The organism is Burkholderia sp. E168m22, assembly GCF_001319805.1.
In the GTDB taxonomy this organism is placed as follows: domain Bacteria; phylum Pseudomonadota; class Gammaproteobacteria; order Burkholderiales; family Burkholderiaceae; genus Burkholderia; species Burkholderia orbicola.
This window is the reverse complement of record NZ_BBSK01000084.1, coordinates 96,696-123,088: the sequence shown is the minus strand read 5'-3', so window position 1 is coordinate 123,088 and position 26,393 is coordinate 96,696. Positions and strand designations below refer to the sequence as shown.

Sequence of the window (26,393 nt, the reverse complement as noted above, 5' to 3'; positions counted from 1 at the left end):
CGCCGGGGCATAATTTCGTAAACTTGATCTTTTGCTCTGATTCTGGATAATTGTTCATGCCCCGGGCGACATGCGTCCTGTAGCGCGCGCCACGAGGCCATAGCCCGCCAGCCCCTCTCGGCTGGCCTCCCCTGTTTCGGCGCCTGACCTGTTGGTCCGCCGAAATACCGTCACGATTCCACCGGGCAACGGCGGAATCGTTCGCCTGCCACGCAGGCCGTGAAGCGCCAGAGGAGACACTGGCGCCTTGCTCCAAAGTGCGGCTCCAGATCGTGCTCAACCAGAGGAATCGTCGCGCCTTCGACCCAAACCGGTTTGGATGGGCCGTGAGCGATTTCCCTACTCGGTGACCGACATGACGAAGCAATCACCCCCCGTACAAACCGGAAGTCCCTCCTGTCGGCGCGTTCCATCTGCCCGACGCGGCGGCACGCCGCCCGGCCACATCCACGCGCTCGCCTGAGCGCCCGTTCGCGACTTCCCGCTCCGCGACTTCAGCGACGCATTGCCGCACGTGCGGCAACGCCTGTTACCGGAGTGGGCACATGCCGTCACGTTACGCGTTCGTTCGCCCGTGCGACGAGCCGCACCACAAGGAAAACCGTCATGGCTTCTGATTCCGCCCTTCCCGACACACCCGCGGCCCGCCCCCGGCCCACCCCGTCCGCCTACATGCGCACCGTCGCATCGATCGCGGCGATCGCCGGCGGGCTCTACGGATACGACACCGGCATCATTTCTGGCGCCCTGCCCCTCATCGCGCGAGACTTCGGCCTCGACTACCGCGCACAGGAGCTCGTCGCCGCGGCGATCCTGCTCGGCGCGGTGATCGGTGCGCTGGCCGGCACCCGCATGTCGGCCGCATTCGGACGCCGCAAGACCATTACGATCGTCTCGGCGATCTATGCGGCCGGCGTGCTGGCTGCCGCCCTCTCGCCCGACGCGTGGTCCCTTGCCGCTTCCCGGCTCGTGCTCGGATTCGCGGTCGGCGGCTCGACGCAGATCGTGCCGACCTACATCGCGGAACTCGCGGAGCCGGACAAGCGCGGCCGCCTGGTGACCTACTTCAACGTCTCGATCGGCATCGGCATCCTGCTCGCGGCCCTGATCGGCGTCGCGGGTAACGACCTGTTTTCCTGGCGCGCGATGATCGGTATCGCGGTCATCCCGTCGGTCATCCTGATGGTTGGCATGACCCGACTGCCGCGCAGCCCGCGCTGGCTCGTCGAGCAGGATCGCATCGCCGACGCGCATGGCGAGTTGTCGAAGGTGCGGGAATCCCAAGCGGCCGTCCGACACGAGATTGCCGATATTCGGGACGTGGTCGAGCGGCAGCAGGACGGCGCGACATCGGGGTGGCGCACGATGCGCGAGCCCTGGGTACGCCCCGCTCTCGTTGCCGGCCTCGGCGTCGCCGCGTTCACCCAGCTCAGCGGCATCGAGATGATGATCTATTACACGCCGACGTTCCTTCGCGACGCGGGGTTCGGCGCGTCGGCATCGCTCTGGGCCGCACTCGGCGTCGCCGTCACCTATCTCGTGATGACCTTCATCGGCAAGCTGACCGTCGACCATGTCGGCCGCCGCACGCTCAGCCTCGCGACGCTGCCCGTCGCGGCAGCCAGCCTCGTGCTGCTTGGCTGCCTGCTGCGGGGCGACTTCGTTTTGCCCATGCAGCAACTGTGGATCGTCATCTGCCTGATCGCGTTCATGGTGTTCAACGCCGGCGGTATCCAGGTCATCGGCTGGCTGACGGGCGCGGAAATCTACCCCGTCGCGATTCGCAACCAGGCCACCGGCGCGCACGCCGCAATGCTATGGGGCTCGAACCTCTTGCTGACCGGCACTGCACTGACCGTGACCAAATGGCTCGGTGTCGGCGGTGCGATGTGGGCGTACGCGTGTCTCAACGCACTCGCATGGGTATTTATCTATTCGATGGTGCCGGAAACGCGCGGTCGCAGCCTCGAGGACATCGAACGCGCATTGAAGCGCGGAACGTTCGGGCCGCGCCATTCATGATCGGACACGGTCAAGCCAGTCACGTCCATCCTGCTTTCTCATCACGGAAACCGACATGAACGAACTTACTGCCACACGTCGACTTTCGGATCATGCGCTGATCAGCGATTGCGACGGCGTGCTCGTCGATAGCGAAGCCGTCGCCGAACGCATCGTCGTGACTCGCCTCGAGCACCTCTGGGGGCTCGCCGGCCTTCGCGACGTCATACGTCCCCTGCTCGGCATGCGAGCCGAGCAATTGCTGCGCACGGTCGCGACCATCGTCGACCGGCCGCTCGACGACGACACGGTCGAGGCGATTCGCGCGGACATCCACGCAAACGCGGTGAATGCGCCGGCCATCGACGGCGTGCGCGACGCGTTCGCCGCCATCCCGCTCGTCAAGGCGTGCGCCAGCAACAGCGATCTTGCCTATGTGCGCAGCGTGGTCGACCGGATCGGTCTGGCCGACCTGTTCGGCGAACGCTTGTTCACGGCCGACCAGGTGCCCTCGCCGAAGCCCGCGCCCGACGTCTATCTGGCCGCCGCCCGTCGCATGCATGTGGCGCCCGAACGGTGCATCGTCGTCGAAGACAGCGCGACGGGTACGGCCGCCGCGATGGCCGCCGGCATGACCGTACTCGGCTTCGTGGGCGCCGCGCACGCGGCACGAACGCAGACGGACAAGCTGCACGCCGCAGGCGCGTCCGTCGTCTTCGACGACATGGCCGCGCTGCCGTCGCTCGTCGAGCGCTGGCTGCGACACATGCAGGACACGACGCCCGCTTGGCGCGTACGCGCCTGACCTTCCCCGAACGAGAAACACCTCGCGATCATGAACGACAACGCATCCCCTCCGGCGCGCGAAGACGACACGCGCCATCCGCTCGCCAATGCAACCCTCGGACGCGCGGCGCCGCACGTCGCCGTTCCTGCCTACGACCGCCATCGCCTGACGGCAGGCATCGCGCATATCGGCGTCGGCAACTTCCATCGCGCCCATCAGGCGCGCTACATCGATCATGTGCTGCATCTGCCCGGTCACGAAAAATGGGCAATATGCGGAATCGGACTGGGTAGCGGCCCGGCCTCGGTCGCCAAGGCCGACGCGCTTCGCGCGCAGGATTGCCTCTATACGCTGACGGAGTTCTCGAGCGACGGCACGACGGTCGTGCGCGTCATCGGTGCAATGATCGAGTATCTGCACGCACCGGCCGACCCGGAAGCCGTACTGACCCGGCTTGCCGATCCGGCGATCCGGATCGTATCGCTGACCATCACGGAAGGCGGTTACAACCTCGACGAGACGACCGGCGCATTCCGGTTCGATACGCCCGACGTCGCACACGATCTGCTGGGCGGACCGCCCCGTACCGCGTTCGGGTTCATCGTCGAAGCGCTCAGACGGCGTCGAGCCGCCAACGTACTGCCCTTCACCGTGATGTCCTGCGACAATCTGCGCGGTAACGGGGATACCGCGCGGCGCGCGGTGCTCGATTTCGCACGGGCGACCGACGTCGATCTCGCCGCCTGGATCGAGCGTTACGTCGCGTTCCCGAACAGCATGGTCGACCGGATCGCGCCGCAGGTGACGGACGCGATCCGCCTGCGCGCCAACCGGTTGTCAGGCTTCGACGACACGGCGCCCGTCGTTGCCGAAACGTTCTCGCAATGGGTGGTCGAGGACAGCTTCAGCGCCGGCCGCCCGGCATTCGACGCAGCGGGCGTCGAATTGCGTGACGACGTCCATGCGTACGAGTCCATGAAGGGGCGCATGCTGAACGCTTCCCACATGTTGCTCGCTTACCCGGCGATTCTGCTCGGACATCGCTTCGTCCATGACGCCATGGCCGATCGCGATCTCGCGGCGCTGCTCGACATCTTCCTTACCCGGGACGTCGGCTCGATCCTCACGCTACCGCATGGCGTGTCCGCACGCGCCTATGCCCGCGATACGCTCGCGCGCTTCCGCAACGCCGCACTGGGCGATCAGTTGCTGCGCGTCGCGCACGACGGCGCGTCGAAGATCCCGGTGTTTCATGAAAAGACCATCGGGGCATTGATCGCGCGTCACGGCGACATGCGCCGTGAAGCCCTGCTGCTGGCCTGCTTCCAGCATTACCTGAAGGGTGTCGACGATCTCGGCAACGCGTTCGCAGTCAGTGAGCCGCAATTCGAGGCAGCGGATCTCGAGCGCGTGCGAAGCGGCGCGCCACTCGCGATCCTCGATTCAAAGCCGTTCGCCCCGCTCGGGCTCGCTTCCAACCCGGGGTTCGTCGAGCTATTCCGCACGATGCAGGCAGCCGTGGCGACACGCAGGACGCGCGACGCCATCCGGCTGGCGCTCGATGCTTCAGATACCTGAACAACGTATCGCTTCCCGAACATCGGGGGCGAGAGCGCTGCCATCGGCGCGATGCGAGCGTTCCTCGCCCGTATTTTTTCCGAACAGCGCGTCCTCGAATGCGCGGTTGAGTTCGGTCAACTTCGCGTCGAGCCGCGCCAGATCCCGATGGGCCGGTAACGAAGGGTCGCCGGCTACCGCAAGCGTTCCGTGCCCGACGCTCGCAGCCGCATCGAGTCGCATCGACCGGCCGTGATCCAGATCGCTGATCAACGCATCGATTCGCGTGACGACAGCCGCGCGCGCCGGCCGCTCGAATGCGACATCCGGGCCACCGGCTTCGACCGGCAGGCGTGTCGCCACGATTCGGCCATACAGCCAGCAGGACAGCAACGTGTCCGACAACCGTCGGGCGTCGCCGGACGCACGGAGCATGCGCCACGCGGCCAACGGCCGGATCGCCATGCGCACGTCGTGAAAGCGGCGATCGGCCGCGCGCATCTGCGCCGCGCCCGGCCGCGTGCCGTCGTCGCGCTCGTGCACGAGTTCGCGCAGCGCCACCAACAGCCCGTGCGAGCGCGTCGCAATGTGGCGCGACGCCGCCAGCGGCATCACCAGCAGCGCCGCCGCGAGCGACACCGCGCAGCCGATCAACACCTCGCCGATACGCAGTTCCGCAAGCGCGCCGATCTCGAACCCCAGTTGCGCATAGACGAGGCCGATCAGCACCGTGAGAAAGAACACGCCGCGCCCATAGGCGTGCAGGATGTGGTACGCCCAGCCAAACACGCACACGCCCATGACGATGACCACGAGTGCATTCGCATGATGAGCCGCGCCGACGACGAGTACGCTCGCGAGCGCGCCGGCGAGCGTCCCGGCGACGCGTTGCGCGCCGCGATAGATCGTGTCCGCGCACGAGTACGTGCCGAAGAACACGACGAACGTGCTGAGCACCGCCCACATCCACCGCTCCGACGACAGCGTCTCGCCGATCAACATCGCGGCGCACGCAGCCGCCGCGGCGCGGATCGCCGGCAACCATGCAAGCGTGCGCCAGCCGGCGGTCCACGGCACCGCGCGCGCGGGCCGCGGCGTCGCGGGCGGCGGTGCGGCGGTCATGCGCGCCGCCAGGCCGTCGACGACGCTCTCGAAGCGGGCAATCGCGGCACGTAGCACCGCGGCGGCGGCATCGGTTCGATCGCGGCTCAGCACGCGTCGAGCCGACGCGATCTCCAATGCGACGAGCGCGATGTGCAACGCGCGCGTGTCGCCTTCATCGCGTGTCGACGCGTGATGCTCGAGCGCGATGGCGGCTTCGTTCAGCGCCAGTAAATGGGCCATCGCATCCAGCGCGCCGGCATCCGACACGTCGCTTCGTGCGATACACGCCGCGTGCAGCGATACCGAGCGCGCGATGAGCCGTGGCGTGGGCGCCGCGTGCACCGGCAACAGCACGCGGCAGACGAGCACGACGCTTGCCGGGCCGGCGATCGACATCGCCAGCATGTGGCCGGCCTGTAGCGCGGCCGGATGCAGATAAAGACCGAGGTAGTACATGGCGATCGCCAGGAACGCACAGCCGATCGTGCGCGGCCCGCGGGTCTGGCACAGCATCGAACAGAACAGGACGATCACGAACCCCGCCTTGCCGACGGCCGGCCACGCACTCACGCAGGCGGCCGCGGCAAAGCTTGCGCATGCGGTGCCGTACTGCCACGCAAGCGACTCATACCAGTCCAGCCGGTGAGCATCGCGCAGGAAGAGTGGCGCGATCATCGAGAACAGGATGCCCACCGCGCCGGTAGTGATCGCAAAACCGAGATGGAGCGCCGACGCAATGCCGAGCGCACCGGCCAGCAAGCTCGCCAGCGCGGCGCGCGCACCGCCCAGCAGACGATGAAGACCAGGGTCGACAATGAACAGGCGGTCAATCGCCCGTGACAACGAAACAGCTGACATGATCGAGGAATTCCAGGAGACAGCGCGGCGGCTTCCGGCCGGCATGCCGGCCACGGCTTTCATGACGGCCGTCGCGCGTCGCGAGGGCCGCCGTGCCGAACTCAGAACACGCGGTCTACCCAGCCGTGGCGATCGGCTTCGCGCCCGTTCTGGATATCGAGCAGCGCCGCCTTCAGGCGCTGCGTGACCGGCCCCGCGCCACCTTCGCCGATCGTGAAGTCGTACGCCCGGCCCTTCACCCGGCCGATCGCCGTCACGACCGCCGCCGTGCCGCATGCGAACGCCTCGACCAGTCGACCGCTGCGCGCATCCGCCTGCCATTGCTCGATCGTGTAGCCCTCCTCCCGCACCGTGTAATTCAGCTCCCGGGCCAGCGTGATCAACGACGCACGCGTGATGCCCGGCAGAATCGTCCCGTTCAGCGGCGGCGTCTGGATCGACCCGTCGTCGAATACGAAGAACACGTTCATCCCGCCCAGTTCCTCGATCCAGCGGCGTTCGACCGCATCGAGAAACACCACCTGCTCGCAGCCTTCGCGAATCGCCTCCGCCTGCGCCGCCAGGCTCGCCGCGTAGTTGCCGCCGCATTTCGCGTCGCCCGTGCCGCCCGGCGCCGCCCGCGTGTAGTGCTCCGACACCCACAACGTGACCCCGGCCGCGCCGCTCTTGAAGTACGCGCCGACCGGCGTCGCGATCACGCAGTACAGGTACTCCGGCGACGGCTTCACGCCGAGCACCGCCTGCGTCGCGATCATGAACGGGCGCAAATACAGCGCCGCACCGTCGAACGCCGGAATCCAGTCGCGATCGGCCCGCACCAGCGCACGGACCGATTCGACGAACATCGCCTCCGGCAACGGCGCCATCGAGAGCCGCTCGGCGGAGTGGCGAAAGCGCCGTGCATTCGCGTCGGGACGGAACAACGCCGCGCCGCCGCCAGGCAACCGGTAGGCTTTCAAGCCCTCGAAAATCTCCTGCGCGTAATGCAGCACGAGCGTGGCCGGATCGAATCGGAACGCTTCGCGCGGCCCGATTTTCGCGTCATGCCACCCTTGTTCCGCCGAGTACCGGATCGTCACCATGTGATCCGTGAAGACGCGGCCGAAACCGGGATCGTCGAGCAGCGCGGCGCGCTCGGCCGCCGGGACGGGATGGGGATTTTGTTCGAATGCGAAGTGCTGGACGGAACCGGTGCTCATTTTTGCCCCTTGATCGGCAGCGGGACCGCCCCGGCTGCTACGGGCCAAAATTTATCGTAGAAAAAATAATTTCAGGTTGCGTGTTCGACCTAAGATGGAAGCGTTTTGGCAATTCAATGCTTCAAAAAACGAACATTCCGGCACTGCATGCCTCAACCGAATAGGTCCGATTAATGACCGCGATCGAACTGGACGAAATGGACCGTCGCATTCTGAGAGCGCTCCAGGAAGATGGGCGCATCCAGAACGTGGAACTGGCGCAGAAAGTGGGCTTGTCGCCGTCACCGTGCCTGCGTCGGGTCAGGCAGCTGGAACAGGCCGGGGTCATCGAACGCTACACGGCGCTGCTCGACGCCTCGAAGATCGGCGCGGGGTTGACCGTGTTCGTCCGTATCTGGCTGACGAGCCAGGACGCGAAAACCGTCGACCGTTTCACCGAGGCGGTTCAACGGCTGCCACAGGTGCTCGAGTGCCACTTGATGGCGGGCGATTGCGATTGCCTGCTGCGGGTCGTGACCGCCGATATCGACGCCTATCGAAAACTCCAGATCGACCACTTGACCCGAATCGAAGGCGTGCAGAGCGTGAAGACCGAGATTCCGATGCAGAAGATCAAGCAGACTTCCGTGCTGCCGCTTTGAGCGTGCGCGGCGCTGCGGCAAGCCGTATGTGAAACGCCGTTCCCCTCGGACCGAGGAAGGAGTTGCGCCAGCGGTGACGCTTGCGCATCGCCGGCCCGGAGGCTGCGTCGCTTGAATGCCCGGTGGGGACTACCCGATGTCCATCACCGCCTTGCCCGACTGGCGGCGTTCCTCGAGAGCGGCGTGCGCGTCCTCGACGTTGTCCAGCGTGTAGCGTCCGTTGATTTCGACATGCAACGCCCCCTGCGCGATGGCGGCGAACACGTCGTCGGCGCGGCGCTGCACGGTGATTGCGTCGGCGAGATGATCGGCGAGCCGCGGGCGTGTCAGGAACAACGAGCCGGCTTCGCCGAGTTCGTACGGGTCGAGATCGCTGATCGGGCCGGTCACCGAGCCGTAGTTGACCACCAGCCCGCGCACCCGGGTCGCGCGGAAGCTGTCGCGCAAAGTGGTCTTGCCGACGGCATCGAACACCACGTCCACGCCGCGACCGTCGGTCAGTTCGCGGATGCGGTCCGCGAAGCCGCCGTGCTCGTAGAGCAGCACGTGATCCGCACCGCGCGCACGCGCGATCGCGGCCTTGTCGGCCGTGCTCGTGGTGGCGAACACTTCGACCCCGCGCCGCTTCGCCAACTGCACCAGCAATTGGCCGATACCGCCCGATGCCGCATGGACGAGGCAGGTCATGCCGGCTTCGAGCTTGCCGACGTCGTCGAGCAGATAATGCGCGGTCGAACCCTGAAAGATCGCTGCTGCGGCGAGATCGTACGCAATGTCGTCCGGGATGCGTGCAAGCCGTGCGGCGGGCACGACGGCATACTCGGCGTATGCACCCCAGACGATGCACCACGCGACGCGATCGCCGGCGCGCACGGACGTGACGCCCGCCCCCACCTCGACGACCTCCCCCGCGCCCTCCATGCCGAGCGTGCACGGAATCCGCACGGGATAGGTGCGCGAATCGCGGTACTTCCCCTGTCGCGTATGAACGTCCATGAAGTTGATGCCGGCCGCGACCACACGCACCAGCACTTCGCCCGCGCCCGGCTTCGGCACGTCGATATCCACTCGACGCAACACGTCGGGGCCGCCGTATTCATGAATCTGAATGGCTCGCATGAGCATGTTTCCTTCGTTTGATCACGTTTGAACGAAATGCGCGTCTGGTCGCGGCGCATCGACGAAACGGTGCGTCGACGCGGGACGGCACGACGTCGACGACGATCGCGAGCACGGCATTCAGCCTTGCATCTCGTGTTCCCACCAGCCGCGCGTGTTCACATCGGCAGCATCGGCGAGCGCTTCCAGTTCGGCGATTTCGTCGGCGGCAAGCGTGATGCGGCTGGCTCGAGCCAGGCCATCGACATGGTCGGGCCGGGTCACGCCGACGATCGGCGTCGTTCCCTTGGCGATGGCCCAGGCCGTCGCGACATCGGGCGCGGCTGCCCCGCGCTTCCGACCGATCGCGGCAAGTGCATCCGTCAGCGCTTTCAGCCGAGGCAGCATGCGATTGTAGGTCTGCGCCCTGTTGCTGCCTTCCGGCAAAGGATGCGCCGGACCATACTTGCCGCTCAGCGCGCCCTGCTCGAGCACCATATAGGCGAAGAACGGGATGCCGCGATCGCGGCAATAGTCGAGGATGCCGGCGCGCTCGGAATCGCGGTAAAGCAGACTGTAGTGGTTCTGGATCGCTTCGACCCGAAACCCGGCTTCGCGGAGAATCCGGTCGGCCTGTTCGATTTCGCCCAGGTTGTGATTCGAGACGCCGACGTGCTTGATCTTCCCGCTCTCGAGCAACGGAACCAGGTGCGGTGTCCACCGCGCCACATCGGCCGGATTGTGAATCCAGTAGAGGTCGACGTAATCCGTACCGAGGCGGGCCAGACTCTGCGCCAGCATGTCCGCCACCGGATCGGCGCCGGTTCCCGCGGCCTGCGGGGTGAATTTCGTGGAAAGCCGGTAGTCGCTGCGCGCGAAGCGCTTCAGCACTTCGCCGAGTACGGTTTCTGAACGGCCCATGCCGTACACCATGGCGGTGTCCCAGAGGCTGAATCCGGCCGCATGTGCCTTGTCGGCGACCGCTTCCAGGCCAGCCCGCGTGAGGCTGCTGCCGAAGTAGCCATTGCCCGCCTCGCCGCTGTCGCCCCAGGCCCACGTGCCCAGTGCAATCGTGGGGGGCTTCGGATTGTCGATTGTCATATGCGTTCCCTATTCGTTTCGCGGCCGGGTTTGCCGTGCCCCGGCTGCCGCTCACACTGTGATGCGCGGCGTCGCCGAACCGTTAGCCTGATATCCCGAAATAGCTGCACGATCCTCCAGAAACAGGTTCACATTGCCGCCCTTCCGTGCGGCATGCGATAGTCGGATGCATGGAAACCTTGACTGAAATCGCTTCCGTGATTGCCCGGCACGTGTCGATGGACGGCTTCCAGGCCACCCCGATCGAGCGGATGACGCTCGTTCGATCCTCCACGGTGACGATGCCGATGCCGAATGTTTACCGGCCGCAACTCTGTCTCGTCGCACAAGGACACAAGGAGGTCACGCTGGGCGACCGTGTCTTGAAATATGCGCCTGGGCGCTACGGAGTCGTGACCTACGATCTGCCGGCAACCGGCCGCGTGGTCGATGCGACGCCCGACAAACCCTACCTGTGCCTGTACCTCGATTTCGATCCGGTCATGCTGGCGGATCTGGCGCTGCGCGTGCCGCCGCCACCGGAAGCGCCCTCCCCGCCCGTCGGCAAGACGGTGTCCGACGCCGGCGCCGCGCTGCTCGATGCGGCGCTGCGCCTGCTGCGGCTGCTCGATAATCCGGCAGCGCTGCCCGTGCTCGGGCCGCTTGCCGAACAGGAAATCCTCTATCACCTGCTCGCCGGTCCCGACGGCGCCAGGATGCGCCACATTACCGCCAGCCAGGGCCGGGTGGCTCAGGTCGGTCGCGCCATCGCATGGCTCGGCAAGCATTTCCGGGAACGGTTCAGCATCGAGCGGCTTGCCGCGGAAGCGGGCATGAGCCCGTCGAGTCTGCACGAGCATTTTCGCGCGGTGACGGCGATGACGCCGCTGCAGTTCCAGAAGCAACTCAGGCTGCAGCAAGCGCGCAGCCTGATGCTGGTCCACGACATCGACGTCACGACCGCCGCCATCCGCGTGGGTTACGAGAGCCCGTCGCAGTTCAGTCGCGAATATCGCCGCCACTTTGGAGAATCGCCGGCACGCGACATCACTCGCTTGCGCGCTTCGGCGGATTCGGCAAGGATCACTTGAGCCGGCCGCCCGGCCGACCTCGCTGCGTACCCGGCACCGAGCAGTATGGGAGTGGCGCGCCGCAAGACAGGACGATCGCGCCGGCGAATTCGTGTGCCGTACGCATGAATTGACAGCCCCCATCGGCACGCCGAAACTGAGCATCCCTTTCCCTCGCTGTGGTCATCGGCATGAATTTCGAGATATCGGATTTGCGGGCCTTCGTGGCGACGGCCGACCTCGGCAGCTTTCGCGCGGCGGCCGACACGTTGCATCTGTCGGCGTCCGCGCTGTCGCGCCGGATAGAAAAACTCGAAGAGGTGCTGGGCGTCAGACTGTTCGAGCGAACCACACGGAAGATGGACCTGACGATCGTCGGCCGCGGGTTTCTCGAGCGCGCTCACCGCATCCTCAACGAGGTCGACAACTCGATGCTCGAATTCGACGACCTTGCCCGCAAGATGACCGGCGAACTCACGGTCGCGTGCGTGCCGTCGGCGGTGCGCTACTTCCTGCCGGAAACCATCGCGACCTATCATCAGCGCTACCCGGGCATTCGCCTGCGTCTCATCGACGAGCCGTCGTCGATGGTTTTTCTCGCCGTCGCGCGCGGGGAAGCCGATTTTGGCCTGACTTACGTCGGCACCGAAGAGCCGGACATCGAATTCACGCCGCTGCTCGACGACCCTTTCGTGCTCGCTTGCCCGCGCAGTCATCCGCTCGCAAAGCGCAAATCCGTCGCGTGGGCGGAGCTCGCCGGCCTCGAGTATTTGGCCATCGCACAAGGCAGCGGCAATCGCGCAGTCATAGACGAGGCGCTGGCAGGCGCGGCCGAGCGGCCCAAATGGTTCTGCGAGGTACGCCATGTGCCCGCGCTCGTGAGTCTGATCGAAGCGGGCCTGGGTGTCGGTGTCGTGCCTCGGCTCGCGATGCCCCGCGGCCCGCACAAGGCACTTGCGAGCGTCGCGCTCGTCGATCCGCCGATCCGGCGAACGCTGGGTGTCATCCAGCGGCGCGGCCGCGGGTTGTCCTCCGCGGGCCGCTTCTTCCTTCAGCTATTGACGGAGATGCGTGCACCCGGTGTGCCTCCCGCAAGCGCGGCCGCTTAGGCGAAGCACCGGCCCTCGGCTTCGGGCGGCACGGCAAGGCCTTCGCGGGCATCCGGTGATTGGGTTGGGTTCGATTCGTGCGCATGACGCACCAATCGAACGAAAATATGCGTTTGTTGCGTGAACCGCTCCTGCTCGATCATGTGCGAAACGCAAGCGGCGTGCTATTCGCAGCCGCTTGAACCGCACGGTTTTCAAATCGAAGGAGACAACGCGTTCCATGACCCAGCCCACTCCCACCCACGGCATCGTCAGCAAGGCACATCTGACCGAGCTGACCATCGAAGCACTCTGCGCGCTCGGCCTGACGCGCGCCGATGCGACCGACACCACCACGATCCTCGTGCTTGCCGATCTGTTCGGTCTGCGTACGCACGGCACGAGCCGTATCGAATCGTACGGCTCGCGCCTGCGCATCGGCGGCATCAATCCCGCACCGTCGATCACCACCGAACAGGTGGCGCCGGCCCTTTACCGCCTCGACGGCGACAACGGCATCGGCCCGCTCGTCGGCCATCGCGCACTCGATCTGGCGATGACGGCCGCACGCGAACAGGGCATTGCCTGTGTGTTCGTGCGCGGCAGCAATCACTTCGGTCCCGTCTCACCCTATTCGTACCTCGCGGCGATGCAGGGCTTCGCCAGCATCATCGGCAGTAACGCGACGACGACGATCGCGCCGTGGGGCGGCACCGACGCCCGCCTGGGCAACAGTCCCGTCGGCTTTGGCGTCCCGAACCCGAATGGTCGTCCGTTCATGCTCGACATGGCGATCAGCGTCGCGGCACGGGCGAAGATCCGCAACGCGCTCAAGCGGGGCGAGCCGATTCCCGGCGACTGGGCCACCGACGCTCACGGCAAACCGACCACCGATCCGAAAGCCGCGCTCGACGGCTTTCTGCTGCCGATCGGCGGCCACAAGGGCTACGGCCTCGCACTGGTGGTCGACCTGTTCGCGGGACTGCTTTCCGGAGCGGCGTATCTCACGCACGTCAAGTCGTGGGAGGACGACCCTGAACAACCGCAGAATCTCGGCCACTTCTTCATTCTCATCGATACGACCCGGCTCGGCAGCACCGGGTGGCTCGTCGCGCGCATGGCCGATTACGCGGCGATCCTGCACGGCTCCCAACCCGCCGATCCGGAGGCGCCCGTGATCGTGCCCGGCGAGATCGAACTCGGTCGCCTGGAACGCCAGATGGCGGAAGGCATCGATATCGGCGCGGCACAGCTCGCGATGCTGGAAGCGACCGCCCGTCCGCGGCGCTGAACGCCGCGTTCGCGAGCGTGGCCCGCCACGCTCGCGCCGTTCCAAACGCACGGCGCGGTAGCAAACCGACAAGCGACGGACCGGATAGCGCGTTCGAGCGCCCGGCCGTCAAGCACATAACAAGCTCCAGGGAGCGACAGGTGACAAACATTCGATGGCGCATCGTCCTGCTGCTGTTCATCGCAGGCTTCATCAATTATCTCGACCGTGCGGCGCTGTCCGTCGCCGCCCCCGCCGTCATGCGGGAACTGCATATGTCGCCGAGCAGCCTCGGGCTGTTGTTCTCGACATTCTTCATCGGCTACGCGGCATTCAATTTCATCGGCGGATGGGCGGCGGATCGCTGGGGCGGCAAGCGCGTCTTCTCCGGGGCAGTCCTGACGTGGTCGTTGCTATGCGGCGCGACCGGTCTTGCCGGCGGCTTCGGCTCGCTGCTGGCCGTCCGCACGCTGTTCGGCATGGCCGAAGGCCCGCTCGCGACGACGATCAACAAGATCGTGAACAACTGGTTTCCGCACAAGGAATCGGCGACCGCATTCGGCTTCGCGAATTGCGGCCTGCCGCTGGGCGGCGCGGTTGCAGGGCCGGTCGTCGGCCTGCTGACGGCCGCTTACGGCTGGCGCGTCGCATTCGCCGGCATCGCGTGTTTCGGCTTGCTCTGGCTGGTGTTCTGGATGTTCATGGCGACCGACAAGCCGCATCAGCATGCACGCGTATCCGATGACGAACGCCGGCTGATCGAATCCGACCGAAGCGTCCCGGAAAGCCCGTCGGACCTGCGGCCCCTCGGCTTCTACCTCAAGCAGCCCGCCATTCTCGCGGCGATGATTTCGTACTTCGGTTACAGCTACATCCTGTTTTTCTTTCTCACCTGGTTCCCGACCTTTCTGACGATGGACCGTCACCTGAGCCTGAAAAGCATGAGTCTCGCGACGGTGCTGCCCTGGCTGCTGGGGTTCATCGGCTACGGACTGAGCGGCGTGCTGTCCGATCTGATCTTTCGCCGCACGGGCAACGCACTGCTCGCGCGCAAGCGGGTATTGATCGCCTGTCTCGGCACGGCAGGCGTGTGCGTCACGCTGGCCGGCGCCGTGACCACGACGCTCGGTGCGCTGCTGTTGATGGCCGTTGCGGTGTTTGCCCTTTATCTGAGCGGCAGCGCCTATTGGGCACTGATTCAGGACACGATCCCCGGCCCGAAACTCGGCAGTGTCGGCGGCTGCGTACATGCGATCGCCAACTGCGCGGGCATCGTCGGCCCGGCTGCAACCGGCTTTCTCGTGCAGGAAAGCCATACGTTCTTCAGCGCGTTCTTTCTCGCGGGCGGTATTGCGCTCGCCAGCGTGCTGGCCGTCGCGATACTGCTGAGGCCCCGAGCGCTCGCGCAACGCGAGTCGAGCGATGCACGGGTCTGCGGCTGAAGGCCCGTGCCCACCCATGAATTTCTTTTCTTCACGCTATCGACATGAAACCCGACCCATCCGTCATTCGCGCACTCACACCCACCGGCAAGCTGCGGGCATCGATCAATCTCGGGAATCCCATTCTCGCGGGCAAGGACGCATCGGGCGAACCGGCCGGTGTGTCGGTCGACCTGGCGCGCGCCTTTGCCGCAACGCTCGGCGTGGCACTTGAACTCGTGGTGCTCGACGCAGCCGGCAAGTCCGTCCAGGCGGTCAGCGACGAGCGGGCAGACATCGGCTTCTTCGCCATCGATCCACGACGAGGAGAAACCATCGCGTTTACCGATCCGTACGTTTTGATCGAAGGCTATTACATGGTGCGCGATGAATCGTCGATTCGCGCCAACGACGATGTCGACCAGCCGTCGATCCGCGTGGCAGTTGGTGAGGGAAGCGCTTACGATTTGTTCCTGACGCGCGAGTTGAAGCATGCGCGGATCGTGCGGGCACCGACGTCTCCGACCGTCGTCCGGACGTTCCTCGACGAGGGCCTGGAAGTCGCCGCCGGCGTCAAGCAACAGCTCGAGGCGGACGCACGTCAAGCGCCTGGCCTGCGTTTGCTCGACGAACGATTCATGGTGATCCGTCAGGCGATGGGTTTGCCGAAAAGCCGCGGTGCGGCGGCAGCCGACACGTTGCGGGCCTTCGTCGAGGAAGCGAAGGCATCCGGGTTCGTCGCCGAGGCACTCGCGCGGCACAAGATTACCGGCGCGTCGGTCGCGCCCGCTGCGTAGGCCGATGCGGCCCATGCGTCGTCGGCTTCGGCGTCAGTCGCGTCAGTCCGAAACACGCGCGGCCGATCGCGTCCGCGCCGCGCCGAGGGCAACGATCGCGCCACCCAGTATCGCCATGCCGATCGACGTCAGCGTCACGACGAGCGCCACGCGCCCGCGGCCGGAGAAGAGCCCCACGAGCAGCCCGGCAAGCGGCTGCGTCGCGTTGTTCAGCAGGACGATGACGCCCGTCGTCTTGCCATAGTCCCGAGGGGGGATGATCGCCTGCCGTGCGCTGCGGATGTACACGTTGAACATCTTGTCGAAACCGATGACCATCAGGAAACCGGCAACGTACATCGCAATCGAACCCGACAGGCCCATCACGAGGCCGCCGGCCGCGATCGCGACGAATGCGACGATGCCGAGCCGCACGCGCGACACCTCGATACGCGCGACGAACAACAGGATCACGACCGTCGCGACGGCGCCCGCGACCTGCAGCCCCGCATAGAAACCGCCCGACTGCCGAAACGTACCGGTGACCATCGCAGCCGACGTCGCCAGTGTCGTCCCGATCACGAGGTTTTCCGCCGCCGCGAGCAGGACGAGCCGCGAGAGCCCCGGCAGCGTGAGGACATGCGTCAGCGCGACGCCGAACGGCGCATACCACGGCCCCACCGCGTGCTCGGGACGCGCGATGCGCGCCGTGCTGGTGCGTTGCCATACGAACGCCAACAGATCCGCCACGACGAACAGTAGCGCCGCGCAAGCGACGCCCCACTCCCAGGTACGGAAGCCCAGCAGCGCCGCCGCGACGATCGGCCCGAGCACGACGCCCGACTGATCGGCGAGCTGCGTATGGGCCAGCACTTTCTCGAAGCGCTGCAGCGGAAAAATCTGCGGCAGCAGCACCTCCCGGGCGACGAGACCCTGGCTCGTGAGTACGCCGCATACGGCGGACAGCGCGATCAGCCAGCCGATTCCGCTCCAGGCGACATAGCCGACGATGCCGATCAAACAGGCGACGGCCCGGCTGGCCTGGCTCGTTCGCAGCACGCGAATCGGCGACACGCGGTCGCTCAGTGCACCGCAGATCGGGAAGGCAATGAATCGCGGGAGCGTTTCGATGAAAAAAGCGAGCCCGGACCACGTCGCTTTCTGGGTGACCTGAAAGACGACGAGCGGTACCAGGAAGAGCAGCATCTGGTCTGCAAGACGCGCCAGAAAAAGAGAACCCAGAAAGGCCGGCTGATCGACGCGCATCACGCGTTTGCCCCTGCAAGATTGGTCGGAACGCGTCAGAGTATGCCAGCACCATCTCCCTACCGCGCCAGAACCCGCTCCACCAGCCTCACGAAATAACTCGCTCCCACCGGCAACAATGCATCGTTGAAGTCGTAACTGGCGTTATGCAGCAGGCAAGGCCCGCCGCCATGCCCGTGCACGCGATGATCGCCCACCCCATTCCCGAGGAACGCATAACAACCCGGCTTCTCGCGCAGCATGAACGAGAAATCCTCCGCCGCCATGGTCGGATCGACGGCCGCGTTCACATGCGCGTCGCCCACCAGCTCGCGCATCACCGCTACCGCCACTGCTGTCTGTTCGGCATCGTTCACGGTAGCCGGATACTGGCGCTGGAAATCCACCTCGCTCTCGCAATCGAAGGCCGCGGCCGTCGCGGCCACCACGGCGCGCATGCGCGTCTCGATCAGGTCGAGCGTCGCATCGGAGAAGGTCCGCACCGTGCCGCCGAGCCAGGCATCGGTCGGCACCACGTTCATCGCCTCGCCCGCATGCACCTGCGTGACCGACAGCACCGCGCCGTCGATCGGATTGCGGTTGCGCGTGACGATCCCCTGCAGGGCGCTCAGCACCTGCCCCGCCGCGAACACCGGATCGCGGCCCAGGTGCGGCATGGCCGCGTGGCAGCCGGCCCCGCGCAAGTCGATCCGGAACAGGCTGGTCGAGGCCATCAGCGGCCCCGGCCGCACCGCGAAATCGCCAGCCGCGATGCCGGGCCAGTTGTGCAGCCCGAACACGGCATCCACCGGGAAACGCTCGAACAGGCCGTCCTCGATCATCGCGCGCGCGCCGCCGCCCGCTTCCTCGGCCGGCTGGAAGAACAACTGCACGGTGCCGTCGAACTCGCCGTGCCGCGCCAGATGGCGCGCGGCCCCCAGCAGCATGGTGGTGTGCCCGTCGTGGCCGCACGCATGCATCGCGCCGGGCACCGTCGAACGATGCGCGAAGGTGTTGGCCTCCTGCACGGGCAGCGCATCCATGTCGGCGCGCAGGCCGATCGCACGCCCGCTGCCGCCGCGCTTCAAGGTGCCGACCACGCCGGTGCGGCCGACGCCGCGCGTGACGGCGTAACCCCATTGCTCGAGCCGCTCGGCGACGAGTTCGGCGGTGCGAAACACGTCGTAACCCACCTCGGGATGGGCATGGATATCGCGGCGGATCGCCGTCAGTTCGTCGGCGTGCGCGACGATGGAATCGATCAGTTTCATGCGGAGGGAAGTACTTTTGCGGTCGTCGCGGCGTGGCGTGGCGGTGGGCCGCTCCATGCCGCCCGCCGCCGCGCCGCGAGACGTCAGATATGGAACAGCTGCGCCACCAGGGTCGCGCCGATGAAGGTGCCGGCATTGGCCACGAAGGACACCAGCACGATGCGCCAGCCGAGCCGGCGGAAGGCCGGGATGTCCTTGGCGATCGACAACCCCGCGAACACCAGCATCGGCGTGGTCACGCCGAGGAAATCGTTGTGCGAGCTGAGCGCGGCGATCTGCGAAGCCCACGGGGACCACGGCGAGGTCAGGAACATCGCCACCACCGATACCCAGCAGACCGCCGGAATCCGCCGCCCCGTCACGCGCGCCAGCGCGTCGCCGACGATCGTCGCGCCCACCATGATCGCGATCCCCGGCAGTCCCGCCAGCGGCGTGGTGCCGTGGGCGATCCAGTCGCACACCAGCGCCATCGCGGCCGTCACGATCCAGGCCAGCAGCTTGCCGCCGTAGCCGAGCGCGGGCGCCTCGGTCCGCACCTCGCCCAGCGACGGGCTGGCCGCCTCGGGCTGCGCCGAAGCCTTGGTGGTGCGGCCGATCAACGGCTCCAGCACGCGATAGCCCCAGACTGCGAGCGGCAGCGAGATGAACAGCGTGAAGTAGGTACCGATGGTGGTGGTGATCAGGTTGCTGGCCGCGGCGAACGCGAGCACCGATTTCGCCGTCTCCGGGTCCTGCTGCGCGGCGATCGCGCCCGACGCGGCCGCCATCATGCTGCCCGAGCCGACGCCCGAGCCCATCGCCAGCGCGAGCGGATCGAAGATGCCAAGGCTGCTCACGAAACCCGCGAACACGGCGATGAACACCGCGCCGAACACGGTGCCGGTCAGGTACTCGGCCAGCACGCCGCGGCCCTCGGCCGAATCCATCCCGTACTTCTCGCCGATGATCGCCAGGCTCGGCTCGCGGCCCACCGAGAAGGTCGCGCCGATCGCCTCGCGCTTGATGCCGAGCAGCAACGCGAGCGGCAGGCCGAGCAGGATGGTGCCGACGAAGTGGCCGAATTCCTGGAAGGCCAGCGCCCAGCCCGCCGACGCCAGCTTGGGCAGCGCGCTGCCCACCATCAGCCCGAGCTTGGAGACGAACAGCAGCAGCGCCGGCTGCAGGATCGCGGCCGCGAAGAACTGGTCGGGCACGCTCAGGCGCGCGCTGCTGTTCCAGCGCGCGCTGGCCAGCCCCACCGCGGCGCCGAGCAGCAGCGCCCAGATCATCGGCAGCAGCACGACCTTGCCCGGTCCGAGCTTGAACGTGAACGAGCCGATCCATTCGGCGACCAGCAAAATGCCGGCCGCGTAAAGCAGGACCTTGGCGGTGGCCGCGCCGCCCAGCTCGCGGCGCTCGATACCCAGTGCGTGTTCCATGACGAATCTCCCCTTGAAGCCCGGCTGCCGTCGCATGCGGACCGGTGATTACAGATAACCGAACGCGGTGGGCGGCGCTTCCGCCGTCTCGACCCACACGCTCTTGGTCTGCGTGTATTCGTACAGCGCCTCGACCCCGCTCGAGCGGCCGTAGCCGCTCATGCCGTAGCCGCCGAACGGCGACGCCACGTTGATGGTCTTGTAGCCGTTGACCCAGAAGGTGCCGGCATTCACCTGCGCGGCCACGCGATGCGCGCGCGCCACGTCGGTGGTCCACGCCGCGCCGGCCAGGCCGAAGTCGGTGTCGTTGGCGATTGCGATCGCCTCCTCCTCGGTGTCGAACGGGATGGCGGCCACCACCGGCCCGAAGATCTCGGTGCGCGCCACCTCCATCGCGTTCGACACGCCGGCCAGCACGGTGGGCGCGACGAAGTAGCCGCCGCGGCCCGTCTCGACGCGCTCGGCCGAGCCGCTGGCGAGCGTGGCGCCCGCCGCCACGCCGTTCGCGATCATCGACATCACGTGGTCGTACTGCTTGCGATTGTTGATCGGGCCCACCTCGGTCGCCTCGTCGAGCGGCGCGCCGACACGGATCTTCTTCGCGCCCGCAGCCACCATCGCGACGAATTCGTCGTAGACGGCGCGCTGCACCAGCAGACGCGAGCCGGCCACGCAGCTCTGGCCCGCACCGGCGAAGATCGCCGCCTGCGCGGTCAGCGCGGCGCGCTTGAGGTCGGCATCGGCGAACACGATATTGGCCGACTTGCCGCCCAGCTCCAGCACGCAGGGCAGCACGCGGCGCGCGGCGGCCTCGGCGATGCGCGCGCCGGTGGCCGGCGAGCCGACGAACACCACCTTGCTCACCACGCGATGCGCGATCGCGGCCTGCCCGGCGGTGTGACCGAAGCCGGCCAGCACGTTGACCAGACCGCGCGGCAGCCCGGCCCGCTCGCCGAGCTTCGCGACCGCCAGCGACGTGAAGGGCGTGAGCTCCGACGGCTTGAGCAGCACGCCGTTGCCCATCGCCACCGCGGGCGCCACCTGCCAGCCGCAAGTGAACACCGGCGCGTTCCACGGCGTGATCTGCAGCACCACGCCGGCCGGCTCGCGGCGCGTGTAGTTGAGGTGCGAGGTCGGCACCGGGATCACGCTGCCGTAGAACTTGTCGGTCCAGCCCGCGTAGTACTCGAACATCTCGGCGACCTTCGCCACCTCGCCCCGGCAGTCGCGGATCGGCTTGCCCGAGCCCAGCGCCTCCAGCCGCGCGATCGCGTCGGCCTCGGCGCGGATCGCGCGCGCCACCTCCTGCATCACGCGGCCGCGCGCGGCATGCGTGAGCGCCCACCATTCGCGCTGCGCGCGGCGTGCGCTTTCGGCGGCATGGTCGATCACGGCTGCGCCGGCGTCGCGATAGGCGAGCGTGGCCTCGCCCGTCGCCGCATCGTAAAGCTGGATCGTGTCGCCCTGGCCGGCGACGAGTTCGCCGTCGATATACGAGCCGATCGTGGCGGCACCGGGGAAGAAGTGCGCGAAAGCGGCGAGCAACTGGTCTGCGTGCTGGGTCATGTCAGGTTTCCGTACAGGTAAGTCGAGCGGGATCGTGGCGCGGGCTGCCCCGCCTCAGGCCGGGTCGAGGAAGTCGACGATGCGGTTGAAGTCCTCGCCGTCGGCGACGGAACCCTCGCTGGCCGCCCACACGCGCGCCGCCTCGCGCGCCACCGGCGCGACGCTGTCGAACTGGTCGAGCAGGCCCAGCGCGAGCCGCACGTCCTTGCGCATCAGCTTCATCGTGAAACCGGAATCGAACTTGCCATTGAAGATCCAGGTCGGGTAGTTGGTCAGCGTCGCGCTGTTGCGGCCGGAGCCGCCGTTGAGCGCCTCGACCAGCTTTTCCGGATCGACGCCGGCCGCGCGCGCGGTGCGCACCGCCTCGCTGGCGACCAGCAGGTGCACGCCGGTCAGCAGATTGTTGAGCAGCTTGGTGACGTGGCCGGCGCCCACCGGCCCCACATGCACGCGCTTGGCGCTGATCGCCGCGAGGATCGGCTCGATGGCCGCGATATCGCTGTCCGAGCCGCCCAACACCATGGTCATCGTGGCGGTGGCCGCGCCCTTCGGGCCGCCGCTCACCGGGCCGTCGACGAAGCCGATGCCGCGTTCGGCCAGGGCCGCCGCCACGCGCCGCGTGCTGTCCGGATCGGCCGTGGTGGTGTCGATCACGATGGAGCCCGGTTTCGCGTTCTCGAGCACGCCGCCGGCGCCCAGCACCACCGCCTCGACCACCGCCGAGGTCGGCAGCGACAGCAGCAGCACGTCGGCGTCGCGCGCGATCCCGGCCACCGAATCGCGCGCCGACAGCACCGCCTGTTCGGCCAGCGCGAGCGCCACGCCCGGCGCCGCGTCGTAGCCGAGCACCGTGTAGTCGCCGCGCCGCAGCGAACCCGCCATGCCGCGCCCCATGTTGCCCAGACCGATCACGCCCACCGTTTTCATCCGACGACTCCTGATAGCTGTTGGTTCGAGGCCGGCGCGCCAGCTTGCGCCTGCCTTGCATGGCTACGATGTTCGGTCCGGCGATCCGTATAATCAATCAACGCCAATATTGATATTGTTCTCTTTTTTAGAACACCCGAATCATGAGCGATACCCTGACCGACAGCCGCATCGTCTATTTCTACGAGGCCGTGCGTTGCGGCACGATCCGCGCCGCGGCCGACTGGCTCGACGTGGCGCCCTCGGCCGTGAGCCGCCAGATCGGGCTGCTGGAGAAGGAGCTCGACGCCACCCTGGTGGAGCGCCACGCGCGCGGCGTGACGCCCACCGAGGCGGGACGTTGCGTGATCGAGTATTTCCGCGAGCAGCTCGCGCACCGCGACGACCTGATCTCGCGGCTGCAGGAGTTGCGCGGGCTCAAGACCGGCCAGGTCAGCCTGGTGCTCGGCGAAGGCTTCGTCTCGGATCTGCTGGCCGGGCCCATGCAGCAGTTCTGCCGGCAGTTCCCCGGCATCCGCGTCAACCTCGACGTGGGCAGCACCAACGACGTGATCCGCAAGATCTCGAACGACGAAGGCGAGATCGGCCTGGTGTACAACCCGCCCAGCGAACCCAAGCTGGTGTCGCGCGCGTCGAAGCGGCAGCCGATGATGGCGATCGTCGGCCCCGACTTTCCGCGCCGCAGCCACAAGGTGCTGACGGTGCAGCAGCTCGCCACCTACCCGCTGGCGGCCACTCACCCGTCCTACGGCACGCGGCAGATGATGGAGGCCGTGGAATACGCCGAGCGCGTACGGCTCGCGCCGATCATCACCACCAATTCCTTCGCGATCCTGAAGGAGTTCGTGAAATCCGGGCTCGGTATCTCGGTGATGCCGGCCTTCGCGGTGACGGCCGAGCTGCAGGCCAGGGAGCTGTTCGCGATCGACATCGCGCATCCGATCCTCGAGAACGCCGAAGCGCACATGGTCACGCGCGTGGGCCGCAAGCTCTCGGTGGCCGCCAACAAGATGCTGCAGATGATGACGGGGCAGATGCGGGCGTTTCGTTAGGGGGGCTGGCGTGGCCCGTACTCCTGCTCCTGAACGCGACGCGGGTTCGGGTTTGGAGACGGCTTCATGAAAACCGCTGATTCCGCTACAAAGTGTTCCAGCAGATCAAGCAGCAGCCGCGTTCGAGACAGGCTTCATGGACAACGCCAGGCGCCCGTGCCCTCATGGGCGCATCACCCAAGCCAAACGTCCTCACGCATCCGGATCGGGAATCCGCGCCGACTGAATCACCACCAGCGTATCGCCCGCCTCGATCCTGCACGGCGCATCCTCGTAAAACGAATAGATCTTCCCGCAGCGATCGAGCCCGACCACGATCGCGCCCGGCACGACGTTCGTCAGGCAGCCGATCTCATGCGGCAATGCCTCGCGCTCCAGCAGCGTCGCGCGCCCGCGCGTCGACAGCATGTCGTTCACGAACGGCACGATGTAGCGGCTGTGGACCGCATCCGCCAGCAACAACGCACCGATCTTCGTCGACGATACGATCACGTCCGCGCCGGCCTGCCGCAGTTGCCGCTGGTACAGGTTCTCCTGAATCCGCACGACGATCTTCGTATCGGGCGCGATGCTGCGCACCGACAGCGTCAGCAGGATCGCGGTCGGATCGTCGGTCACCGAAATGATCACGGCCTTCGCCGCGCGCACCTGCGCCTGCTGCAGCAGATCCTCATGGGCCGGATCGCCGAGCAACCCCGTCACGCCGAGCGACGTCGCCGCCTCGAGGGCCTGCTGCTGCGAATCGATCACGATGATCGTCGCCGGATCGACGCCGCTCTCCAGCAACTCGCGCACCGCGATCGATCCCGACAGGCCATAACCGCACACGACGATGTGATCGGACAGTTGCTTCTGCAGGCGTTTCATGCGGAATTCCTCGATGACGCGCTGGATCACGAACTGATACGCCGTGCCCAGGAAAATGAACCAGATGCCGATGCGGATCGGCACGATGAAGAACGCATCGAGCAGGCGCGCCCGCGCCGTGACGGGCACGATATCGCCGTAGCCGACCGTCGCGACCGTGACCATCGTGAAGTACACGAGATCGGCCACGGTCATCGGCGTGCTCTTGGTCGAATCGCGCAGGCCGTCGCGATCGAGATACAGCACGAGGAACGCCAGCGTGCACAACAGCACGACCGCGCCGAGACGGAACAGCAGCGTGCGCAGCGGCGACGTCGCGGGGCGCGTGAACAGCGTGCGCGCACGCGGCGCCTGCCACGGATTGCGGGCGCGACGCAGGCGCATGCGCAACGAGCGGCGCTGATCGGATGGCGTGGCCAACGGGGAATCTCCTGAAGGATGCGGGCTCGATTCTACGACGGGAACGCGTGTGCCCGGCCGTCACAGCATGCTGCGCGGCCGCACCATCGTCCCGTCGACGAACCGCCGCGCGCGAAACGCCGACAGGTCGAGCGACGGCGCGCCCGTGTCGATCCATTCGGCGAGCAGCCGGCCGACGATCGGCCCCATCGCGAAGCCGTGCCCGCAGAACCCTGTCGCAATCGCGAGCCCCGACGGCGTACCCGGCGCATCGATCACCGGGATGCCGTCGGGCAGCACGTCGATCAGGCCGGCCCACGCTTCGACGATCTGCGCATCCTTCAGCGCGGGAAAGATTGCCTTGAGCTTCGCGAGCGCGCGCGGCGCATGCGCCCGATTCGGCTGCGGCTGCGGATCGCGCGGCTCGATCGGCCCGGTCGCGCCGCCAATGCGTGCGAACACGTCGCGCCAGGCGGACGCATTCAGGTGCAGCCGGAATTTGTCGCGCTGCGACCAGAATTCCGGCCAGAAGAGGCTCAATCCGCGCAGGTGGCCGAGCGTCAGATCGACGTCGACCTGCATGTCGTCGGCGAGGTTGATCGCGCCGTTCTTGCGCTGCCGGATGCCGAGACCGTGCCCCCAGATCGTCGACGCGGACACGTCGGGCAGCACGTTGGTGCGCATGCAGGTGCCGCGCACGGCCTGCTGCGGCAGCCGGATGCCGACGCCGTCGAGCAGCCGGAAACTGGTCGCGCCGGCCGCGCAGATCACGCGCCGCGTGCGGATCGTGCCGCGTTCGGTCGCGACGCCGACGACCGCGCCGCCCGCCGTCTCGATCGCGGTCACGCCGCAGCCTTCGAAGAAACGCGCGCCGGCCTCGGTCGCGCGCGCCGCGAACGCGGCGGCCACGCGGCGCGGCTCGGCCTGGCCGTCGGTCGCCGTGTACAAGCCGCCGAGGGTACGCGCGTGCGTCGACAGGCCGTTCACGCGTTCGTCGATCTGTGCGCGCGTCAGCGTGCGCGTGTCGAGCCCGTGCTCGCGCGCCACGGTGAGCCACGCCTGGAACGAGGCCCAGTCGTCTTCGTTGTCCGCCAGGTAGAGGCAGCCGCCCTGCCGCCATTCGAGATCGAAACCGAGCGCCTGCTCCAGGCCTTCCCAGATCCGCATGCCGGCCATCATCAGCGGCACTTCGGCGGATTCACGCCCTTGCTGTCGCACGAAGCCCCACGCGCGCGTCGATTGCTGGCCGGCGATGCGCGATTTGTCGAGCACGACGGCTTTCAAGCCGCGCAAGCCGAGGTAGTACGCGGCCGCGCAGCCCATGATGCCGGCGCCGACGATCACGACGTCGGCTTCGGGTGGAAATGCCGTATCGGCGTGGCTCAATGCGTCGTGCAGCGGATAGGTGGTGGTCATTGTTTTCTGTCGGATGTCAGGGCACGGCAGGCGAAGCTTAGCGCGTCGATGCCGCGATCGCCGAAGCGGCCGCGGCTGGCAAGCAACTGTTCGCGCAGGATCAGCGCGAGCGGCTGCTGTCCGTCGAGCGGGAAAACGGCGAGCCGTTCCTGTATCTGCCGGCGTAGCGCGCACGCGCAATCGATGCGCGTCGCGCTCGACCACGCCACGTCGAATGCCCGATCACCGCGCAACCATTCAGTCAGGACTTCACGGCCTGCGCGGGGCGGCCGCTGCACAAGC

At 67.0% G+C, this 26,393-nt stretch carries 22 protein-coding genes; 10 read left to right on the top strand and 12 right to left on the bottom strand.

Going from position 1 to position 26,393, the window contains the following annotated elements; genetic code table 11:
• Nucleotides 1–606 precede the first annotated feature (606 nt).
• Genes AP428_RS19050 through AP428_RS19040 form a run of 3 tightly spaced genes read left to right on the top strand, consistent with a single transcriptional unit; the run spans nt 607 to nt 4,366 of the window.
• Nucleotides 607–2,022, top strand: a complete 1,416-nt coding sequence (locus AP428_RS19050) for a sugar porter family MFS transporter (protein WP_011547486.1) — start codon at nt 607–609, stop codon at nt 2,020–2,022.
• Between the two features lie 55 nt (nt 2,023–2,077).
• On the top strand, nt 2,078–2,806 hold the full coding sequence (locus tag AP428_RS19045; protein WP_011547485.1) for an HAD family phosphatase: 729 nt from the start codon (nt 2,078–2,080) through the stop codon (nt 2,804–2,806).
• Nucleotides 2,807–2,836: 30 nt separating this feature from the next.
• Nucleotides 2,837–4,366, top strand: a complete 1,530-nt coding sequence (locus tag AP428_RS19040) for a mannitol dehydrogenase family protein (RefSeq protein ID WP_011547484.1) — start codon at nt 2,837–2,839, stop codon at nt 4,364–4,366.
• Here the strand turns inward: AP428_RS19040 and AP428_RS19035 are convergent.
• Nucleotides 4,355–6,307, bottom strand: a complete 1,953-nt coding sequence (locus AP428_RS19035; protein ID WP_227746117.1) for an FUSC family protein — start codon at nt 6,305–6,307, stop codon at nt 4,355–4,357. The genes AP428_RS19040 and AP428_RS19035 overlap by 12 nt on opposite strands.
• A 101-nt stretch (nt 6,308–6,408) precedes the next feature.
• Nucleotides 6,409–7,506 carry a branched-chain amino acid aminotransferase gene (locus tag AP428_RS19030; RefSeq protein ID WP_011547482.1) on the bottom strand — a complete coding sequence of 366 codons (1,098 nt, stop codon included), beginning with the start codon at nt 7,504–7,506 and terminating at the stop codon, nt 6,409–6,411.
• 182 nt (nt 7,507–7,688) lie between these two features.
• Here AP428_RS19030 and AP428_RS19025 point away from each other — a divergent pair, with 182 nt between their 5' ends.
• Nucleotides 7,689–8,147: an Lrp/AsnC family transcriptional regulator gene (locus AP428_RS19025; protein ID WP_041489475.1), complete on the top strand. Its 459-nt coding sequence runs from the start codon at nt 7,689–7,691 to the stop codon at nt 8,145–8,147.
• 129 nt (nt 8,148–8,276) lie between these two features.
• On the opposite strand, the gene AP428_RS19020 is transcribed toward AP428_RS19025, so the two are convergent.
• Together AP428_RS19020 and AP428_RS19015 are read right to left on the bottom strand one after the other, a co-directional pair.
• Entirely contained in the window at nt 8,277–9,266 is a 990-nt protein-coding gene (locus AP428_RS19020; RefSeq protein ID WP_011547480.1) for a quinone oxidoreductase, read from the bottom strand.
• 120 nt (nt 9,267–9,386) lie between these two features.
• A complete protein-coding gene (locus AP428_RS19015) occupies nt 9,387–10,346 on the bottom strand; it encodes an aldo/keto reductase (protein ID WP_011547479.1) in 960 nt (319 codons plus the stop codon).
• Between the two features lie 170 nt (nt 10,347–10,516).
• On the opposite strand from AP428_RS19015, the gene AP428_RS19010 reads away from it, so the two are divergent.
• The 5 genes from AP428_RS19010 to AP428_RS18990 all read left to right on the top strand — a co-directional run bounded on the left by AP428_RS19010 (nt 10,517) and on the right by AP428_RS18990 (nt 15,971).
• On the top strand, nt 10,517–11,416 hold the full coding sequence (locus AP428_RS19010) for an AraC family transcriptional regulator (RefSeq protein ID WP_011547478.1): 900 nt from the start codon (nt 10,517–10,519) through the stop codon (nt 11,414–11,416).
• A gap of 170 nt (nt 11,417–11,586) precedes the next feature.
• Nucleotides 11,587–12,504: a LysR family transcriptional regulator gene (locus tag AP428_RS19005; protein ID WP_011547477.1), complete on the top strand. Its 918-nt coding sequence runs from the start codon at nt 11,587–11,589 to the stop codon at nt 12,502–12,504.
• Between the two features lie 220 nt (nt 12,505–12,724).
• On the top strand, nt 12,725–13,774 hold the full coding sequence (locus tag AP428_RS19000; protein ID WP_011547476.1) for an Ldh family oxidoreductase: 1,050 nt from the start codon (nt 12,725–12,727) through the stop codon (nt 13,772–13,774).
• Between the two features lie 140 nt (nt 13,775–13,914).
• Nucleotides 13,915–15,195: an MFS transporter gene (locus tag AP428_RS18995; RefSeq protein WP_011547475.1), complete on the top strand. Its 1,281-nt coding sequence runs from the start codon at nt 13,915–13,917 to the stop codon at nt 15,193–15,195.
• 44 nt (nt 15,196–15,239) lie between these two features.
• Entirely contained in the window at nt 15,240–15,971 is a 732-nt protein-coding gene (locus AP428_RS18990; protein WP_011547474.1) for an ABC transporter substrate-binding protein, read from the top strand.
• A gap of 42 nt (nt 15,972–16,013) precedes the next feature.
• Here AP428_RS18990 and AP428_RS18985 read toward each other — a convergent pair whose 3' ends face one another.
• From AP428_RS18985 to AP428_RS18965, 5 genes are all read right to left on the bottom strand, one after another.
• Nucleotides 16,014–17,216, bottom strand: coding sequence for an MFS transporter (locus AP428_RS18985; protein ID WP_011547473.1), 1,203 nt, complete (start codon nt 17,214–17,216; stop codon nt 16,014–16,016).
• A gap of 59 nt (nt 17,217–17,275) precedes the next feature.
• The gene (locus tag AP428_RS18980) at nt 17,276–18,466 is read right to left on the bottom strand and encodes a M20 aminoacylase family protein (RefSeq protein ID WP_012339808.1); all 1,191 of its coding nucleotides are present in this window, start codon (nt 18,464–18,466) and stop codon (nt 17,276–17,278) included.
• 83 nt (nt 18,467–18,549) lie between these two features.
• Entirely contained in the window at nt 18,550–19,884 is a 1,335-nt protein-coding gene (locus AP428_RS18975) for a DUF3100 domain-containing protein (RefSeq protein ID WP_011547471.1), read from the bottom strand.
• Between the two features lie 48 nt (nt 19,885–19,932).
• Nucleotides 19,933–21,450 carry an aldehyde dehydrogenase gene (locus tag AP428_RS18970; protein ID WP_011547470.1) on the bottom strand — a complete coding sequence of 506 codons (1,518 nt, stop codon included), beginning with the start codon at nt 21,448–21,450 and terminating at the stop codon, nt 19,933–19,935.
• A gap of 54 nt (nt 21,451–21,504) precedes the next feature.
• Entirely contained in the window at nt 21,505–22,392 is an 888-nt protein-coding gene (locus AP428_RS18965; RefSeq protein ID WP_226292069.1) for an NAD(P)-dependent oxidoreductase, read from the bottom strand.
• A 128-nt stretch (nt 22,393–22,520) separates the two neighbouring features.
• On the opposite strand from AP428_RS18965, the gene AP428_RS18960 reads away from it, so the two are divergent.
• The gene (locus AP428_RS18960; protein ID WP_011547469.1) at nt 22,521–23,429 is read left to right on the top strand and encodes a LysR family transcriptional regulator; all 909 of its coding nucleotides are present in this window, start codon (nt 22,521–22,523) and stop codon (nt 23,427–23,429) included.
• A 192-nt stretch (nt 23,430–23,621) separates the two neighbouring features.
• On the opposite strand, the gene AP428_RS18955 is transcribed toward AP428_RS18960, so the two are convergent.
• Genes AP428_RS18955 through AP428_RS18945 form a run of 3 tightly spaced genes read right to left on the bottom strand, consistent with a single transcriptional unit; the run spans nt 23,622 to nt 26,389 of the window.
• The gene (locus tag AP428_RS18955) at nt 23,622–24,716 is read right to left on the bottom strand and encodes a TrkA family potassium uptake protein (protein ID WP_011547468.1); all 1,095 of its coding nucleotides are present in this window, start codon (nt 24,714–24,716) and stop codon (nt 23,622–23,624) included.
• 60 nt (nt 24,717–24,776) lie between these two features.
• Nucleotides 24,777–26,111: an FAD-binding oxidoreductase gene (locus tag AP428_RS18950; RefSeq protein ID WP_011547467.1), complete on the bottom strand. Its 1,335-nt coding sequence runs from the start codon at nt 26,109–26,111 to the stop codon at nt 24,777–24,779.
• A complete protein-coding gene (locus AP428_RS18945; RefSeq protein WP_011547466.1) occupies nt 26,108–26,389 on the bottom strand; it encodes a hypothetical protein in 282 nt (93 codons plus the stop codon). The genes AP428_RS18950 and AP428_RS18945 overlap by 4 nt, the downstream gene beginning before the upstream one ends.
• Nucleotides 26,390–26,393 lie beyond the last annotated feature (4 nt).